The organism is Nocardia colli (genome assembly GCF_008704205.1).
GTDB classification, from domain to species: Bacteria; Actinomycetota; Actinomycetes; order Mycobacteriales; family Mycobacteriaceae; genus Nocardia; species Nocardia colli.
Map to the genome: position 1 here is coordinate 1 of NZ_VXLC01000021.1, position 15879 is coordinate 15879.

The window sequence follows — 15879 nt, forward strand, 5'->3', positions numbered from 1 at the left end:
GTTAGCACGATCGGAGGTCTTCTGCCGCTTCCCGCGCGGTTCGAAGCGGCCAGCGTGACCTAGCCGAAGATCAACGGCCCCGGGGCATCTCGGGGCCGCTGCTGTGTCCGCTCATAGCCGATTACAGTCCGTCGCCGGGCCCCGGCATCAGTGGATGATTGGTGTTCTGTCAGCCGAGTGGCTTCTCACACAGCGCACGAGCACCCTCCTCGTGTTCGGCAAGGTTATCGAAGGTCATATTCCCTTCTGAGTCAACAGACATGATCCGTGCTGCCTCATCTGCGTGTGGGGCGATAAAGGTGGTCTCCGCGTTGACCTTCAATGCGTTCAACAGCTTGTCCCGCGCCTTCTCAGGCACCGTGTCCCACTCCGCCAGTTTGCCGCCCCATGTCTTGCAGGCTTCAGCGGCGTCGGTCGCTTCGTGGACAGTCAGACCGGTGAGGAGGTACTGGCGCTTGTTGGATTGGGACTTGATGATCAGGTCTTTCGGGCTGCCGGGCGCGGCATTCGCGATCGTGGCCTGTACTGGCCCGAGAGCGATGGTGGCCGCGACGCAGGCGAGGACTCCTCGCGCGCCCAGCCGCAGGAGTTTGCCGGACATGTTGTGACGCGTCATGGGTAGCCTTCCGTCGTCGTTGTGCATATTTCGCACCTGGCCCGGCCGCTCGTGCTCCGGCACGATCCAACCAGCCGAAACTATTCCAGCTGGTTATTCGAGGCTCGAGCCGTTCCGGATCGGTGCGTGTTGGATACGGCAGCAGACCTCACTACACGGCGGGGGCATTGGTCCACCGGTGCGTCAGCCCAGTAGAAGGATTGCCAGAGCGAGCATGTGGGAGCGGTGTTCCCGAGTCGCGTCGAACCCTTTCCCCAGGTTCAGCGATCACCAGCAGGTTTGATGAGTCCGGATGTCCGCACATGCCGCTGAGCGAGCGATGTCCGGGCGTCCAATTTGGTTGGCTGGCAGCGCCTCTCAATATCCGGTCTTGCCGATTTCAGCCCGTTCAGTCCAGACTCGGCGTCCTAGTGGACGTCGGCAGTTGTCTTCGGTTTGCGACGGGCGCAGCACGACGGGTGGGTGCATCGGCTTGGTGCTCGACCGGGAAGGTTCGCAGGTCAGTGTGTTGCGAGTCAGGTGTACTGGAGTTCGACGACCGCGAGAGCGGGATGCAGCTCGGGTGGGGTACGGAGGGATTGCCTCGGCCTGTCATCGCGACGGGCTCGTGTCGTTGAAGGCCGGTAGGGCGGGTATGAGGGTGTTGGCGAAGTCTCGAATCCGTTGCGGGGGGTAGGTTTCGGGGTCGGCCAGAACTAGGCGGCCCGCTTCCCAGAACAGGGCGTACATGGTCCGGGCGGTCAGTTCGACATCGACGTCGGGGAGTCGTTCGGGTGGTGTCGCGGCTCGGACGAAGGCTGCGAGCGCGGCGATGAACGCCTGTCGGCCGTTGTCGAGGCGGCGCCGGAAGGTGGGTGTGCTGGCGTCGGCGATGAGAAAGATGGCTCGCCATCGGTCGGGAGCGGACCGGATCGCGGTGAGGAAGTGTTCGAGGCTTTCGGTCATGGCCTGGACCGGGTCGCCGGAGGCCAGTGGCACGGCCTCCGCCATCTGGGTCAGGGCCGCGGTCTCCTCGCGGTCGAGGGAGGCGCGCAGGAGCTGCGCGGAGTCGTCGAATACGCCGTAGACGACGGGGCGGCTGACGCCGGCTTCCTTCGCGACGGTGTCGATGGACACCTTGTGCACGCCGTGCTGCACGATCACGCGCAGCACGGCGTCGAGGAGTTGTTCGCGCCGCTGTTCGGGGGCCATTCGCGGTGCGTAGGCGCGGTTTCGCCGTTCGGCCATGATCGCGATTCACCTCTTTCGTCCAGGGGGCTACTTGACATCGTGCCCGCGCTCCGCAAATACTACACTCAGTGTAGCTACAGCGACTGTAGCTTTTGATGGGAGGTCGCAATGACGCGTCGATACTGCATCATCGGGGCCGGGTACACCGGATTGGCGGTGGCGAAGGCGTATGCGGATCTGGGTCTGGATTACGACCACGTCGAGGCCACCGATGCCATCGGCGGTAACTGGTCGCACGGGGTTTACGACTCGACGTATCTGATCAGCTCCAAGGATGTGACCGGGTATCCGGACTATCCGATGCCCGAGGAATATCCCGACTTCCCCAGTGCCGCGCAGATGTGCGACTACCTGCGTTCATTCGCTGCGGAATTCGGGCTGGATCATCGGATCGAGTTCGGCGCGCTGGTGACCGACGTCGCGCCGCTCGATGATTCGGGACTGGCCGGGTGGCGGGTCGGGTTCGCGAACGGCGAGGTGCGTGAGTACACCGGTGTCGTCGTCGCCAACGGGCACTATTGGGACCTCAACGTTCCGTCATATCCGGGCGAATTCACCGGTAGGCAGATCCACTCCAAGGACTACAAGCGGCCCGCCGATCTGTCCGGTCCCCGTGTGCTGGTGGTCGGTGCCGGGAATTCCGGTTGCGACCTCGCGGTGGAAGCGGCGCTGAGCTTCGGGAATTCGGAGATCTCGCTGCGCCGCAGCTATTGGTTCATCCCGAAGTATGTGCTCGGCGTCCCGAGCGCCAAGTTCGACGTCGGTTCGGTGCCGGTGCCGAAACTGGTGCAGGAGGCGATATTTCGCTCGATCGTCGCCCTGGGCATGGGGAGCTATCGCAGCTTCGGACTGAACAAGCCCACGCATCGGATCTTCGATCAGGATCTGGTGGTCAATCAGCAGCTGCCGTATTTTCTCAAGCACGGCCGTATCGCCGTGCGGCCGGAGATCACCCGGTTCGACGGGCGCGCAGTGCATTTCGTCGATGGCAGCAGCGGTGAGTACGACACCGTCGTGTGGGCGACCGGGTTCCGGACCACCTTTCCGTTCCTGCGTGACGGGCTGCTCGAGTGGGAGAAACGACAGCCGAGGCTGATCGCGCACACCTTCGCGCCGGGGCTGGCCAATCTGTGCTTCGCCGGGCTGGTCGCGCCGCGCTCGGGCGCGGGCATGCTGCTGATGAACAGCTCCAGGCTGCTGGCCGAGGCCGCGTTGTTGCAGCAGCGGATGCCGACGCCGGTCGGTGATCTGTACGCACGTATCACCGAGCCGTCGAGCGAAATCCTCGCGGGCGGACCGGAATTGCGCTGGGAAGTGCTACGCGGGCGCTGGCTGGTGCGGACCATGACCCAGCTGTCCATGCTGCGTGGGCTGCTCCTCGGCACCGCTGCCGAGGCGAAACCTGAAGCGGCGCAGCCGCAAACACCGCCCGCAGTACGTGGCCTACCCGGCAGTGTGTTGCGCCCTCTGCTCGCCGCCGCCCGCCGTATCGCCTGACCTCCAATCACCCATCCCACCAACAGGAGTCCCGCTCATGCCTCCCACGAACCGCACCACGCGCCTCGTCGCCGTCGGCAGCCCACTGGCGCTGCCGTGCGGTGTCATTTTGCCCAATCGCCTGGCCAAGGCCGCGATGAGTGAGCAGCTCGCCCAGGTCGACGGCTCGCCCAGCCAGACCTTGACCCGCCTCTACAGCGCCTGGGGCCGCGGCGGTGCGGGGCTGCTGATCACCGGAAACGTCATGATCGACCGCCGCGCCTATGTCGAACCACGCAACGTGACCCTCGAAGACGATCGGCACCTCGAGGCCGTCGGCAACTGGGCACGGGCCGGATCGCGCGCGGGCGCGGTCATGGTCATGCAGATCAATCACCCCGGGCGCGTCGCGGTCGGACCGCTGCACCGCCGCCCGGTCGGCCCGTCACCGCTGCGCCCGCAGGCGGTCGGCTTCAACTTGCGTAAGCCGCGGGAACTGAGCACGACAGATATCGCCGAGCTGCGCCGCCGCTACGCCCGCACCGCCGACCTCGCCGTGAGCGCGGGCTTTGCCGGTGTTCAGGTGCATGCCGCGCACGGCTACCTGCTCTCGCAGTTCCTCTCACCGATCGCCAATCAGCGTTCGGATCGCTACGGCGGCACCCCTGCCAACCGGCGCCGGTTGCTGCTCGAGGTGGTGGCGGAGGTGCGCAAGGCGATCGGCCCCGGCGCTCTGCTGTCGGTGAAGCTGAACTCGGCCGACTTCCAGCGCAACGGGCTGCAGGAGAGTGAATCCCGCGATGTCGCACTCGCTTTGGAGCAGGCCGGGGTCGATCTGCTGGAGATATCCGGCGGCAACTACGAGGCACCGGCGATGACCGGTGTCGTGGCCGACAGCACCCGCGAGCGTGAAGCGTATTTCCTGCGGTACGCCCAGGAGCTGCGCGCTCGTTCGGCGATGCCGCTCATGCTCACCGGCGGTATCCGCACCCTCGACTTCATGAACGACGTGCTCGCCGATGGCGCGGTCGATGTGATCGGACTCGGCCGCCCGTTCGCCGTGCGCCCCGATATCGCGGCAGAGCTGCTCGCCGGAGCCACCGAGCCGCAGACGTCGCCGGGCGCGCCACGCATCCCGCTGCCCGGCGCGGACCCGATCAACTCCTACCTCCAAATCGCTTGGCACGCAGCGAATTTCCGTCGCATCGCCGCAGGCGAGAAGCATGTCGGCGGGCCGGGCGCGTTGCGCACCCTCGCCGCCGCCGGCGCCGCCGTGACCGCCCGCGCGCTCACCCAGTTCTGATCACCGAGGAGAGCCATGAGCCTGCCCGAACCTACTCCCGATGCCCGCGCCGTCATCACCGGAGCTTCATCCGGCATCGGCACCGCACTCGCTGAAAACCTTGCCCGGCAAGGGTATTCACTGATCCTGGTGGCGCGGCGCGAGGACCGGCTGCGTGAGCTGGCCGGCCGGCTCGCCGGCCGCTACGGCGTCGAGGCCGAGATCCGCGCGGTCGACCTGGCCGACCGGGACGCCCGCGCGACACTGTGCGACGAACTCACCACTCGCACTATCGCGGTGCTGTGTAACAACGCCGGGTTCGCCACCTACGGCGAACTCGCCGCCGCCGACCCGGCCCGCGAACGGCGGCAGGTCGAGCTTAATTCGGTGGCAGTACACGATCTCACGCTCGCCGTGCTGCCCGGCATGGTGGCGCGCGACGCGGGCGCGATCCTGATCACCGGCTCCACCGCGGGCAACCAGCCCAGCCCGCACAACGCCACCTACGCCGCGTCCAAAGCCTTCGCCAACACCCTCGCCGAATCGCTGCACGGCGAACTCGCCGGCACCGGTGTGGGGTGCACGCTGCTCGCGCCCGGTCCGGTGCGCACCGAATACGCCGAGGTCGCCGAGATTCCGAACGTGGATCGCCTGATCCCGGCCCCGTTGTGGGTGAGCGCGGAACACGCGGCCGCCGAAGCGATCGCGGGCCTGGCCGCCGGTCGCCGCCGGGTAGTCCCCGGAGTTTTCGCCAAGGCACAGACCCTCGGCGGCCAGTACACCCCCCGCGCGCTGATCGGCCCGATCCTGCGCACCGTCTACCGAAAGGTCCAGTGACCATGGGCTGGGAACCCGCCATCCGCACCATGGGGCGCTCGCTCGGCGCGGATCTGCGCCGTGTACTGGCGCTGGCCGATCCGCGCCACAGCCTCTACCGTGACGCGCACTACTTCAGTGCCACAGTCGAAGTCGACCCCGAGCGGATGAAGCAGTGGCTGCCCGCAGGAGTGCGGCTCACCGAGCCTGCCCGCGCGGACCTGTTCACGGCTTGTTTTCCGGACAACAACTTCCAGTCCCCGGGCTACCACGAAGCAGGTCTGTTCGTGCACGTCAAGACCGTGCAGGGCACCGGAATCCATTGCCCATGGATGATTCTCGACGACGACGTGGCGCTGATCATCGGCCGTGAACTGCTCGGCTACCCGAAGAAACTCGGTGAGGTCGACTGGACCGTTACCGACACCGAGATCCGTTGCCAGGCAACCCGGCGCGGGCACAAGCTGCTCACCATGAGCGGGCGGCTCGGCGAGGTCATCACCGATCCGCCGCCGATCCTGGCCCGCCCGCACCGCAACGTCGTCGGCCTCGGTGGGGTCTTCCCGTCCTGGCTGGTGGCCTTCACTCCACGCGAGAGCGTGGTCGAGGTGCGGCGAATCGAAGACTTCACGCTGGAAGTCCATGGCTCCGAACGTGATCCGATCGATCAGATGGGCATCGGCCGGGTACTCGAGGCGCGACTGCACCGCGTGGACCTGCTGGGTGTGTGGATGCCGCCGATCCCCGTGCGCCCGCTGACGCCGCTGTTCACCATGACTCGTATCCGTCCACGGATCCTCTGACCGGTCGCTCCCCACCGCCACCTTAGGAAACCGCAGTGAGTATCGCCGAACGTCTCACCACCGAACCGATCGCCATTCCGCGACCGGCAACGACCGCACCATTCCCCCGCATCGACACCTTCGACAAAGCCCTCACCGCGCCCGGCGGCTTCGGCCCCCGGTTGCGCGCATGCCGCAGTGCCGCACTGGATTTCCGGCGCGAGTTCGCCGCAACCGGCACCCCGGACTCGGTACGCACCCATGACCTGATCTCGCTGCCGTATCCGACCCGCTACGGGCTGTTCCGGGCCGCGATCAGCCCGACACCGTTCCTCACCATCAGCAACCGTATGCTCATCGTGCGCTGGACCGAATCCGACAGCACCCCCCGAACACTGCTGTTCGAGCCCAGCGATCACGAACTCGACTCCTACACACCATATTTCGCCGAACTCGACAAGATGGTGCCGGGTCCGCTGCGTAACCTGTTCGTCTCCGAACACTCCGATGTGCTGACCGCCTGCCGCAAAGCCGGCCTCGACCCCGCCGAGGTCGACTACCTGGCCTTCGATCACCTACACACCCAGGACGTGCGGCGCTGGCTGGGCACCACCCGCCCCCAGACCGACATCAGCCCGGACCGGCCGGTGGCCGCGGCCTTCCCCAACGCCAAGCTGCTCGCTCAGCGTGCGGAATTGACGGCGATGGCGGACCTGCACCCATTCCAGCGCCCCTGGTATCAGCCACGGACCTTCCTCGACCTGCCACCGGAAAAGATCCTGCCCCTCGACGGCAGCGTGCTGCTCGGCCCCGGCGTCGCACTGATCAACACACCCGGCCACGCCAAGGGCAACCAATCACTGATACTCAACACCGACACCGGCCTCTGGGCCATCAGCGAAAACGCCATCGCCACCGAATGCCTCACACCGCAGCACTCCCGCATCCCGGGCCTGTCCCGCGCGGCGAAATCCTGGGGGCACGAGGTCATCCTCAATGCGAACACTCTCGAAACCACCTACGAGCAATACAACTCACTCGTCATCGAAAAAACCATTGCCGATGCCTCCCAGCAAGATCCGCGATTCCTCCAGTTCTTCCCCTCCAGCGAACTCACCGGCGCGCTACTCAGCCCGGGCACCTCACCCACCTTCACCCACCGCGCCATCCAGCACCGCTGACCCACCGGATACGCCCGACCGGCGACCCTCACCGAACCACCCCACAACGGACAAACACACGATAATGCCGCGACCCGCGCGTTCGACGCGGCCTGACGCCACCCTGCGGAAGATCAACGGCCCGAGGCAACTCGGGCCGTTCTGGTGTCCGCACATGCCGAATTGAGGGCGTCGGGCTGGCCCGTCGTGGGGGAACGGGCCGACCGGTTGCTAAACACGCAGATCTGCCGGCCGGCACGTTTTCCGAAAGTTCGCGTTCGGCGCGAGATCCTCAGGATGCCAGCAGCGATTATTCGTCGTTCTGTGCATCGTCCTTGGGGATGCATTTGCCGTTCGGCTTGTCCCGGATGTATCCCTTCTTGCAGAAGCACCCTTTCACGCACCCAGAGTCTTCGCAGTCAGGATTCGGGTTCGCGACTGTTGGTTCGCACTTCGGCCCACAAATCTTGTACTCCTGGTTCGCTGGGCATGCTCGAGCTGAGATTTCGCCGGTGCTGGTCTCCAGGCACGGCTGCTCGGGGCCCCACGCAATAGCTGAGTCCACCGGCGAGGGCGCGGCCATGGCCAGAGGGGCAGCCATACTGAATCCGGCGACGACAAATGCGCCTAGACACACACAAACGCGGCGAGTGATGACATCGACAATCCCGTTACGGCGCAGGCGACGGTTCAAAACCTTGCGCATACGATCTCCCTTGGCTCGGTCTGACCCAGAGGGCCAGCGTGCGAATCGAACTCGACAACTCCAGTCATTCGAGACGGCCCCAACCTTGGATGGGCCATCACCACAACCGCCAAAGAGATTCTGGATCGGACACGCGTGACGCAGCACTGCCGTCACTTGCGCAACCATCAGGAACCGGGCGCATGCCACCTTCACAGCAACCGGCGACTGTTCTATGCCGCATGCCGCATGCCGCATGCCGCATGCCGCATGCCGCATGCCGCATGCCGCATGCCGCATGCCGCATGCCGCATGCCGCACAGCAAACAGCGGCCCGTCCCCGGGCAATTCGGGAACGGGCCGCTGTGCATGTCGCTTCGCGGGAGTCCGACCGGCGATCAGTGTCCGCATGGGTGCGTGACCCTCGCCTAACGTCCTACCCGATATAGGGCGAGACGTCGATTTGAATGTGGAGCCCGTCGTAGAGCTCCGAGACGTCGCGAAGACGGTCGCTTTCGACGATCCAACTTTCCACCTCTGGAACAGCCTGAGGTGTCACCACGTAGGTAGCGATCCGCCTGCCCGAAGCGTCCAGGACCGTAAGGTTCTGCGGGAAAACAGGACCTCCGGTGAGTACCAGCTCAGGAACCCCGTCCGTAATCTGAACGGTAAGTTCGCCCACTGCCTCCGGCAATACGGCGGCAGCCGAAATCACCAACAGTTCACTGCTTTCGGCCGGAGGCATCGAGACCTTGGCCGGGCCTCGCGTGTTCAACGACTCTGGATTTCTGTCATGTCTCACTCCTGCGAATTGCGGGTATCGTCAGATACTTTGCTGCGCAAGGCATCTGACGCGATCGACGTAGCAAGGATCGCACAGTACGGCTGTAGAAATCGTGCGAATTGCGGGTATCGAATCTCCCGGGACAGGGGAACGCCTCACCACCACTTTGAGCGGTTGCCCAGGGACGGACAGCTGCGGCCCGCTTTGCCATTGTCGTAGGCGCGCCCTCGATGCACTGTCATGCCGCTTATATCGCGCGTCAATGAACAGTGCAACAGCTACCGACTGGCGAGAGATGCGCCGGCCTCGACTGCACGAGCACCGTTCCCGGACTGCTCTACGCCTGGGCACAATGCACCGACGGCTCCTGGATCGGCCTGGTGGGCTTCGCCATCTCGACCGCGGATGGGCAGGGGCGCGTCGAAACCCGGCAGTGGACAGTGGCGCGAGCGCTGTCGCCCCGCGACAACCCGCCCGCTCGCAGTAGGTAGCTGTGTGCTTACGCCTCGGAAGTCCGGGTCTTGCCGACGGGGGACACCGGCCGGACAACCGAGCCGCCGCAGGAACCGCGGCCCCGAGTTTGCCGTTCTCTAGGGGTCCTCAACCTGTAGCGCATTGTTGCATCTGCTGATCCATAGGCTTGTTCTGCAACGGTTCTCTGGGGGTGTGCGACAGGCTCAGCTGGGCTCGTCGGGCCAGGGCTTCCAGTCCGGCGGGCGAACGGCGGTGAAGTACGTTCCGTCCATCCACTCTTGCCACATCTGGCATTGACTCAACAGACCCTCGGGGGTGTACCCATCCCACGGGTCGGCGTCGAATTCGGCCATGCTTCTTTGACGGGCCTAGCCGCGTCGGTGGTTCCGTTCGGCGGCGGAGTTGTCCGGAGTTGTCCGCTACCGCTCGATAAGCGGCATGTGCGCGCACTATCGCTTGCTGTAGCCAGGGGGTTTATAGCTGGTCAGGGTTCGGATCGGCAGGGGGGCACATTGAAGTTTGGTGGCCACCTGGTTTTGCTGTCGCAATACACCAGCAGTCCGCCGGGATCCCGGGGGAACATATCGGCCTCCAGACCCCACGCCTGTCGAAGCTTGGCTCCCGCCACGTTCGCGCCAGCGAAGCTCACCCAGTCGACCTGTACGCCGGCAAACTCCGCCTCGGTCAGGTTCGTGAAATCGAGGTGCGCCCAGACCAACGTGGTGTTACCGAACCCCACCCGAGTCAGGTTGGCGTTCGACAGCTCGGCCCTGGTCAGATCCACGTGGTCGAACACACTGTCCGTCAGATCCGACCCGAAGAAGTTCACCCCCGCCAGGCTGCCGTCTCTGAGGTTCGCTCCGGCCAAGCATATTCGGGAAAGATCCGTCCTGAACAGCGCCGACGGCGGCAGCCTGCTGAGCACCGTCAGTACCGCTTGGATATCGGCCTGTAAGTCAAAAAGAGCTCGTGGACGGCCGTTACATTTCTCGAGCGGGGAGCTGGTCCGCACAAACGCCGAGAGTACGTCCACGACTGCTGTTCGATCGTCAGCGGAATCGCGAGCCAGTCGCCCCAGCAAGTAGACACCCGCTACCCGAGAGTTGAGTTTGTCGGAACTGAGCTGCTCGGTCGCTTTGGCGAACCGTTCGGTGATAGCTGAGTCACGCGCTGAACTGTTCTGGTTGTTGGTGGCACGGAGTGTCTGGCCCGTGAAATACAGCGCCGCCACCGCGGCCAGTGCAGTGACTGATGCGGTGAACGTGGTCCAGCCAGGCCAGGTGAAGATCGTGTGCAGCACCCGGCCTATCCGCTGGATCCGCGAGAACGACGGGGTGGGTGGGGCTGGTGGAGGAGGGGTTGGATCCGGAGAGGGCACCGGCGGGTTACCTGCGGTCACATGTTCCTCCCCTGGCAATCCTGTAAAGCGTGAAAACTAGTGTAAAGAAGGATCTTTCGACTGGTCTTGTCCCGAGAACGTGCGCGCAGCTGTTGATCTGCAACAACGTTCCAGCTCAGGTCACCGCAACCTGGACACTACGCCGCAGACACCTCCGCACCACCACGGTTGGGCACCGTCAATTCGCGGTAGTTGATTTCGCGAGCCCACCAGTATCACCTGCCGTACTGGTCCGGTTCGCGGCCTCCGAGATCTCGCTGAACGTCGTGTAATCGGCATGAGGGTGCGTCCGCCGCGGTGCCGGCGAAGTTCTCGGAGATGCCGGGAGCTCGACCTGAGAACACATGCACGACAGCTGTCGTGCATGGCCTCCGTCAGCGGACCACCGCTGAACTGCCCAAACCCCAGGCCGTACCTCGGTGACCCCCCCAGAGAAGTGACGTCGAATTGAGTATGACAATCAGTCCTGACCTGCACCCCGCACCGCGATGCGAGCCCTCTCTTACAGGTCAACCGCAGGCCGAAGAAGACCGTGCGCGCGCAAGTAAGATCGCGAATGCCTGGTTCGAGCAACGGGCCATTGACTGGAGGGTGCCGGGGGTTACTGGCCGAAACCGTCCCCTCCGAGATCATTCAGTGCCGGACGCCGTGGACTGAGGATGGTCGAGGTGCAGTGCGTGGTGGATTTCACGGGGTTGCGGGCGGCGCCGACGCGGTGTCGGTCTCATCGTCTGTGCCGCAGCGGGTTGCACGGGACCAGCTGCGCTAGAGCGACCTCACCTTCGAGAGGGTTCGCCGGAGCCCAGCACAAAGCGACGCCGAAAGGGAGCAGGGGCAGCGATACTCCCTGAACACAAATCAGGCACCTTTTTTGATAGTCCCTGACGAAGCTGCCGCCAGGCCCGAGTACTGGTCGCGCAGCTGATAGAGAAAGTTTGTGGACTGTTCGGGCGTGTAGGACATCACACACAGCCTGTCCATTAGAGCGGTGTAGGGTTGTACATCCCGCTTTCCTTCCATATACAGAGCGCTCGTCAATTGCTCGATATAAACGAGATCAGGAAGTTCTTTCTCATTGAACCGCAGCAAGCTGAAAGACTCGGCGATTTCGTTTGCCACACGCTTCGTCGGAAGAATTTGGATTACGATGTTATCCATTTTTGCCGCTTCGATGAGGTGTTCGATCTGCCCACGCAGAACTTCGGGCCCACCAACCTGTCGACGCAACGCACTCTCATCGATAACTGCCCACAACTTAGGAGCATTCTTCACCGACAGCATCTTTTGGCGCTCAATACGCATTTCTACGCGCCGCTCCGTATCGAGGCCCAGAGTACCGATTACTGCCCGCGCGTAGGCTGCGGTCTGCAAGAGCCCGGGTACGAACTGCGCCTCGTGTGTTCGAATTATCCTGGCGCACTGCTCAAGACTGATATAGCTCTTGAACCATGCTGGCATGATTTCGGTATAGCGGGCCCACCACCCCGGATGGCTGGCGTCCTCGGCGATCCTGAAGAGTTCCTGCCTCAAACCCGGATCGTTCAGCTTATATGCATTGAGTAGATCGCTCAAAGAATCACTGCTGAATACCGCCTTACCGAGCTCCAAAAGGTGGATGCTGTACGTAGTGAGGAACGTTCGCGCACTCACTTGCTCGGGGGTCATCCCTGCGGTCTCACGCAACCTTCTCATGTTTCTACCGAGAACCATTGTTGAGATTGTTGGATGCACCTCACGATAGGCCGCTATAGGCTGAGTATCCGGATGGAACGATTCAATCGAAAATTCTCCGCGTGTCGCCGAATTGACCGTCAGCGACTGGGCAATGTCACCAAGAATTTCCAACAGCCGGTCACCCGTTGCCCCATCGCCTGCCTCCGATATTTCAGCGGCAAGCTTGTAGGCATCAGCCATCGCGCGAACCGCCGATCCCAGTTTCCGACTGTCGTTCCACTCACTTGGCCGTACAGGATGCCCCTTGGTCACCGACTCGCGAATGACGAGGGGGTCACCACCGTTCAAGATTCGGTGAGCACTGCCAGGCGACCACCCCAATGCTTGCTCGACCAGCGCCAAGGTTCCTTCGGACATCCCTCGGACCCCCCGTTCGAGGTCACCCAGGAGCCGGTAGCTCAAACCGGTCGCATCGGCCAAGTCCTGGCGAGTATGCAACGAGAGCTCCTCGCGGCGGGAGACCACACGATCTGCCAAACGCTTCCAGTCCTTGCCCGCGCTCATAGGCACATGATGCCACCCTTAGTCAGGGTGACCAAAGAATAAGTTCACGTGCTTAGACCATGCGGTGACCTTGCTAGATCGCTCCAATGGCACAGGATTCCTATTCATGCTGGCAAACGCTGCCAATTACTGGCTACGATGCGCACATGCAATCGTCGCAGGACCAGGTGAGGGTCGGAGCAACCATCCGGGCACTCCGCGAAAGGTCCGGGGTCAGCCGCCGCGACCTCGCGCGACAGATCGGGATCAGCGCGTCGCATCTAGCCAACATCGAGCGCGGACTCCGCGCCTGCACGCGCCCGAACGCTCACAAGGTCGCCGAGGCTTTGAACGTGGATCCGATCGCGATCATGGCCGAATCCGGCGAATCCGACGCTGCGCCCGATCGACTAGCCGGGTTTGCAAAGCCCCTCCGATAGAGCCATCTGGAGAGCGGGCCAGGGGTCACGTGCCCGGGCCGGCGCGGCATGGCACCAGATGAATTCCACAGGCCCCGGCGAAGACCGAGGCACCCTTCACCCCCGAATCAACTGCCTCAGACACCGGCACGACTGCCCCGCGCTAGAGCCAAGGAGGGTCGCGCCTCGTCTACCGCTCAGCTGCGCCTTCCTTACCGAACGCACATTCGAGCGCTTCGGCTGCGCGCCGATCTGATGCTCACGAGAGTTGATGCACTACTGACGAGTAGGAGACTTCTGTAACGATAGCGCAACGGAGCGTGTACCAAAATTGAAGTTGGGCGCGGATTGTGGTCGATCCACTTACCACCCGGTCCAAGGGTTGTACCCGTGAGTAACCAAGCAAGTCAGATAACGATTAGATAACGAACAATGTGAACGAAAGGCCTAAATCTTACCGAACGGTAGCCACCGTCTACCTCAGCAAAAAATCGGCTCAGCCATCGATGTCGGCGAGGATTCTTGTACGACCGAACTAAAATACTGGCCAGTAGGACTTGTGCGTGGACACCAAACGTGAGCATTCTGTCCCTGTTTAATGCCAGGCTTGTCCCGTCGAGCTTCCCACGGCCAGCACCCCCGGCCACGGGGAGCAAGGGTAGGACCACACCAAACGGCCTACACCTGCCGGCGCCGCCAGCACCCGCAACGCGGGCAACGGCACCCGCTCCACGAAATGTCCAGCGCGAAACCGAACACCGGAGTCCCCCATGAGCGTTGCGACACTGCGCGTCGCCACCGCAGCCTCGTCCCCGAACGAGCCCGCGGGAATTCCGCGTGTCCACCGACTGCACGATCGACTAGTCGCCGCTTACCGACTATTCGGCGCGGCGCACGTCACTGTCCCATCGGCGGTGTTGGCACCCGCCGACAGGCTCGGACCGCCCTGCGATGAATCCAGTTCGCCCCCGACGGCCGGCTCGGCGCGGTAGGCGAACGACCGGTACGAAAGTCGCGAATTCGCTACAGGTCTCAGCAACGGCCTGACAGGGCGAGCTAACCGGCGGACACGTCGAAGCCCAGCTCTTCACTGTCGCCTAGTTCGGCCTGCGTGAATCGATCCACCCGCATTTCCTTGCTGCAACCCCTTTCCCCGCGAAAGGGCACCTGGGCCGGCCGCCGAAACACGTCGGCGGCCACAGCTACCGACCCCGTCGGTAGCTGGGCAGTAAGGAGGTCCAGTGGATCCGTCCGACGTACCGGACACGGCTGGGGACGAGGAACAACCCACTCCCCCCAACCGGCAGGAAACAGCTCGACGATACTGCAAGGCTCTCGCCATGGGACTCGACGCCATCTCAGCGTTCTGCTCCCTGACAGGCAGAGACAGCCTGGCAGCCATCACCAGGCTGTCTACCCTGCCACTGCGAGCGATAGCGGATAGGAAGCCAAACTCGCCGCAGTGATCGGAGCGCTCGGGTCGTCAGCTACCAACTGCCGGCCCGAGCACTTCGCCCCTTACAGGACGCTTATACGGTAACGGTCCTTAGCCTTGCATAGCTCACGAGATGTAGCCAGATGTGAGAAGTGACAACGGCAGCTGAACGTCGAGCACCCTCACCAGGACACCACGCCGCATTCCGGTTCTCCAATGCAATTGCGTACACGCAACGCAACACTTCGCCTGAGGCACATTACAGTTCCCCCACCACCGGAAGGCACTTGCGGACCGTCACAACATGATGACAACCAAATGTCCGCACTCACGCCAACCTCCGCCAGGAAGACCAGATCAGGACGGGCCTGCCCAGGTCAGGGACTGTTTACCAGCAACAATCGGACAGCCCAGCGTAGACATGCAGAGAAGCGTATCGGGCGGGTGATGTCGCCGAAAATGTACTTGACCTCTCCGTCGACCCTGGCACAAAGTGAGGCACCGTAAGCTCCTCTGACATGGCAAAAGCTGTCACGTTCGGCGGCGTGGTTCTGTCCGTCGCGTGCTTTTTCGTCCTCCGAGGCGCCGGGATGTCTTTCGGTCACATCGGCAAGATCATGGAGCTCGCCGGGACCGGCATCACCGTCATCGGCCTGGGGATCGCGTGGGAGAAAGCAGCCAAGCGGCTAGCAGCCTCCTGGCAAGCGTTCATAGATCACGCGCGCGGTTGGCAAGCGCGAATCCTCGGCCGCACTACCGTAACCACGATCCAGGCCTCCGACACGATTACCGTCACCGACACCGCGACAGTACTGAAACAGGACGGTTTCCCAGCTACTGCGGTCATTGACGAAAAGGTCTACCGGCTGCTCGACGCAGTCAACGAGATTCGGCGCGATCTCCACACCACAGAGCAGAGGATGACCGCCATCGCCGCGGCACCGCGGCTGACACAGGCCGACGTCGACGCCGCCGTTGCGAACGCGTTAGCCGGCTTCAAGTCAGATCTCGAAATCCACGCAGTAAAGGACCTGACTGTAGCGATATGCGGCGTACTGACCACCATGGCCGGTCTCATCCTCGGCGCGGTCTAGCAGCATCGCG

The 15879-nt window shown here is 63.5% G+C and carries 13 protein-coding genes; 7 read left to right on the plus strand and 6 right to left on the minus strand.

The features are described from left to right. Positions 1 to 169: 169 nt before the first annotated feature. Positions 170 to 643, minus strand: a complete 474-nt coding sequence (locus F3087_RS33955; RefSeq protein WP_150406211.1) for a hypothetical protein — start codon at positions 641 to 643, stop codon at positions 170 to 172. A 564-nt stretch (positions 644 to 1207) separates the two neighbouring features. Then, a complete protein-coding gene (locus tag F3087_RS33960) occupies positions 1208 to 1843 on the minus strand; it encodes a TetR/AcrR family transcriptional regulator (RefSeq protein WP_223885556.1) in 636 nt (211 codons plus the stop codon). 111 nt (positions 1844 to 1954) lie between these two features. Here F3087_RS33960 and F3087_RS33965 point away from each other — a divergent pair, with 111 nt between their 5' ends. The 5 genes from F3087_RS33965 to F3087_RS33985 are packed head-to-tail and all read left to right on the plus strand — an operon-like array spanning position 1955 to position 7383. Further along, positions 1955 to 3343 carry a flavin-containing monooxygenase gene (locus F3087_RS33965; RefSeq protein WP_150406212.1) on the plus strand — a complete coding sequence of 463 codons (1389 nt, stop codon included), beginning with the start codon at positions 1955 to 1957 and terminating at the stop codon, positions 3341 to 3343. Positions 3344 to 3380: 37 nt separating this feature from the next. Beyond that, the gene (locus F3087_RS33970; protein WP_150406213.1) at positions 3381 to 4625 is read left to right on the plus strand and encodes an NADH:flavin oxidoreductase/NADH oxidase family protein; all 1245 of its coding nucleotides are present in this window, start codon (positions 3381 to 3383) and stop codon (positions 4623 to 4625) included. Between the two features lie 15 nt (positions 4626 to 4640). After that, entirely contained in the window at positions 4641 to 5441 is an 801-nt protein-coding gene (locus tag F3087_RS33975; protein WP_150406214.1) for an SDR family NAD(P)-dependent oxidoreductase, read from the plus strand. 2 nt (positions 5442 to 5443) lie between these two features. Then, entirely contained in the window at positions 5444 to 6223 is a 780-nt protein-coding gene (locus F3087_RS33980; RefSeq protein ID WP_150406215.1) for an acetoacetate decarboxylase family protein, read from the plus strand. A gap of 35 nt (positions 6224 to 6258) precedes the next feature. Beyond that, positions 6259 to 7383, plus strand: coding sequence for an MBL fold metallo-hydrolase (locus tag F3087_RS33985; RefSeq protein ID WP_223885557.1), 1125 nt, complete (start codon positions 6259 to 6261; stop codon positions 7381 to 7383). Between the two features lie 1100 nt (positions 7384 to 8483). Here the strand turns inward: F3087_RS33985 and F3087_RS34000 are convergent. The 4 genes from F3087_RS34000 to F3087_RS34010 all read right to left on the minus strand — a co-directional run bounded on the left by F3087_RS34000 (position 8484) and on the right by F3087_RS34010 (position 12942). Beyond that, a complete protein-coding gene (locus tag F3087_RS34000; protein ID WP_150406218.1) occupies positions 8484 to 8792 on the minus strand; it encodes a hypothetical protein in 309 nt (102 codons plus the stop codon). A gap of 716 nt (positions 8793 to 9508) precedes the next feature. Further along, positions 9509 to 9658 (minus strand): hypothetical protein, encoded by a 150-nt coding sequence (locus F3087_RS46155; RefSeq protein ID WP_191094277.1) that lies wholly within the window; start codon positions 9656 to 9658, stop codon positions 9509 to 9511. Between the two features lie 131 nt (positions 9659 to 9789). Then, positions 9790 to 10605 (minus strand): pentapeptide repeat-containing protein, encoded by an 816-nt coding sequence (locus F3087_RS34005; RefSeq protein WP_191094278.1) that lies wholly within the window; start codon positions 10603 to 10605, stop codon positions 9790 to 9792. 957 nt (positions 10606 to 11562) lie between these two features. Continuing rightward, positions 11563 to 12942, minus strand: a complete 1380-nt coding sequence (locus tag F3087_RS34010) for a Scr1 family TA system antitoxin-like transcriptional regulator (protein WP_150406220.1) — start codon at positions 12940 to 12942, stop codon at positions 11563 to 11565. Positions 12943 to 13088: 146 nt separating this feature from the next. Here F3087_RS34010 and F3087_RS47540 point away from each other — a divergent pair, with 146 nt between their 5' ends. Together F3087_RS47540 and F3087_RS34020 are read left to right on the plus strand one after the other, a co-directional pair. Beyond that, positions 13089 to 13361: a helix-turn-helix domain-containing protein gene (locus F3087_RS47540; protein WP_223885578.1), complete on the plus strand. Its 273-nt coding sequence runs from the start codon at positions 13089 to 13091 to the stop codon at positions 13359 to 13361. A gap of 1932 nt (positions 13362 to 15293) precedes the next feature. Further along, complete coding sequence (locus F3087_RS34020) at positions 15294 to 15869, plus strand: hypothetical protein (RefSeq protein WP_150406222.1); 576 nt, start codon at positions 15294 to 15296, stop codon at positions 15867 to 15869. Positions 15870 to 15879: the final 10 nt, after the last annotated feature.

What these genes read in the sequence shown, in the direction of transcription:
- F3087_RS33955 (WP_150406211.1), bottom strand. Translation starts at nt 643, where the DNA reads ATGCACAACGACGACGGAAGGCTACCCATGACGCGTCACAACATGTCC.
- F3087_RS33960 (WP_223885556.1), bottom strand. Translation starts at nt 1,843, where the DNA reads ATGGCCGAACGGCGAAACCGCGCCTACGCACCGCGAATGGCCCCCGAA.
- F3087_RS33965 (WP_150406212.1), top strand. Translation starts at nt 1,955, where the DNA reads ATGACGCGTCGATACTGCATCATCGGGGCCGGGTACACCGGATTGGCG.
- F3087_RS33970 (WP_150406213.1), top strand. Translation starts at nt 3,381, where the DNA reads ATGCCTCCCACGAACCGCACCACGCGCCTCGTCGCCGTCGGCAGCCCA.
- F3087_RS33975 (WP_150406214.1), top strand. Translation starts at nt 4,641, where the DNA reads ATGAGCCTGCCCGAACCTACTCCCGATGCCCGCGCCGTCATCACCGGA.
- F3087_RS33980 (WP_150406215.1), top strand. Translation starts at nt 5,444, where the DNA reads ATGGGCTGGGAACCCGCCATCCGCACCATGGGGCGCTCGCTCGGCGCG.
- F3087_RS34000 (WP_150406218.1), bottom strand. Translation starts at nt 8,792, where the DNA reads ATGCCTCCGGCCGAAAGCAGTGAACTGTTGGTGATTTCGGCTGCCGCC.
- F3087_RS46155 (WP_191094277.1), bottom strand. Translation starts at nt 9,658, where the DNA reads ATGGCCGAATTCGACGCCGACCCGTGGGATGGGTACACCCCCGAGGGT.
- F3087_RS34010 (WP_150406220.1), bottom strand. Translation starts at nt 12,942, where the DNA reads ATGAGCGCGGGCAAGGACTGGAAGCGTTTGGCAGATCGTGTGGTCTCC.
- F3087_RS47540 (WP_223885578.1), top strand. Translation starts at nt 13,089, where the DNA reads ATGCAATCGTCGCAGGACCAGGTGAGGGTCGGAGCAACCATCCGGGCA.
- F3087_RS34020 (WP_150406222.1), top strand. Translation starts at nt 15,294, where the DNA reads ATGGCAAAAGCTGTCACGTTCGGCGGCGTGGTTCTGTCCGTCGCGTGC.